Consider the following 1108-nt stretch of genomic DNA (forward strand, 5'->3'; position numbering starts at 1 on the left):
GACGGCGAGCCGGGCCTGCAGGTAGCCGGGCGCACCCGGGCGTTTGCCGGCGGCGCTGCCGCCGGGCCGGGCTTGCGGGGTCCGCCCGGTCACGGCCTCGCCGGCGTGGTCCTGTCGGCTGGCAGGAGCGGTGGCCGCGGACGCGGGGGGGTTGTCCGGCGACTTGTGGGCAGGAGCCGTCTTGTCTGCCGGCGCGAGGCGTTGCGCGGTGGCGGCGGGGTGGTTCATGGCGCACTCCGTGCGTTCAGGAGCTGGGGTGGAGGTGTGCGGCCGATCTTGCGGTACTCCTCGAGCAGCGCCGCCACCAGCCGTTCCGCGGCGATCGGGCGGGCCGGGGCGCCGGCGCCCGCGTCCCCGACCGGATCGAGCGCGGCCGCCTGCAGCACGGCGTTGCGGATGTAGCCGCCGGGGAGCGTGCAATAGCTGGCAAGCTGGCGGCAAAGCGCGGCGTCGGGGGCGCGTCCTCCGAGATGCGACTCCCAGAGGCGCAGGCGTTCGTTCGCGCCCGGCGGAGGAAAATCGATGATCACGTCGAAGCGACGGGTGAAGGCGCTGTCGATGCGGCCGCGATTGTTGCTCGTCAGCACGACGATGCCTGGGTGCTGTTCAATGCGCGTGAGGAGGAAGTTGGTGAGCATGTTGGCGTAACGCTCGCCGGTCTCCTTGCCCTCGCTGCGGCGGCCGAAGAGGGCGTCCGCTTCATCGATCAGCAGGATCACGTCCAGAGCCGCGGCTTCGTCCAGCAGGCGTCCGAGGTTCTTCTCGGACTCTCCGATGTACTTGTTCATCACCGCGGACAGGTCCACGCGGAAGAGCGGTGCGCCGAGGATGGTCGCCAGCCGGCTTGCGGCGAGCGTCTTGCCGGCTCCGCTCTCGCCGCAGAACAGCGCCCGCACGCCGCGTGCCGGCTCGGCAAGACTGCTGCCGAGGCCGTCCGAGAGCGTTTCGCGCTGGCGGCAGCGCGCGACCAGGGCCGCGAAACGCTCGAGCAGGTCGTCGGGCAGCACCAGCGCATCGTGGGGCACTTCGCGTGCCACCGGCTGCGCGAGCTGGCGCAGGCGCTCGCTGCCGAAGCCGGCGCGCGCCCGGCGCAGGTGGCCGAGGCCGG

At 72.7% G+C, this 1108-nt stretch carries 2 protein-coding genes; both read right to left on the reverse strand.

Annotation, left to right across the window (positions count from 1 at the left end):
* Nucleotides 1–228, reverse strand: a 228-nt coding sequence (locus tag C665_RS20935) for a hypothetical protein (RefSeq protein ID WP_004330367.1), incomplete at its 3' end; no start/stop codon positions are given.
* A partial coding sequence (locus C665_RS19695) for an ATP-binding protein (RefSeq protein ID WP_004330371.1) occupies nt 225–1108 on the reverse strand: 884 nt, incomplete at its 5' end. The genes C665_RS19695 and C665_RS20935, both read right to left, overlap by 4 nt.

Source organism: Thauera aminoaromatica S2 (genome assembly GCF_000310185.1).
Lineage (GTDB): Bacteria > Pseudomonadota > Gammaproteobacteria > Burkholderiales > Rhodocyclaceae > Thauera > Thauera aminoaromatica.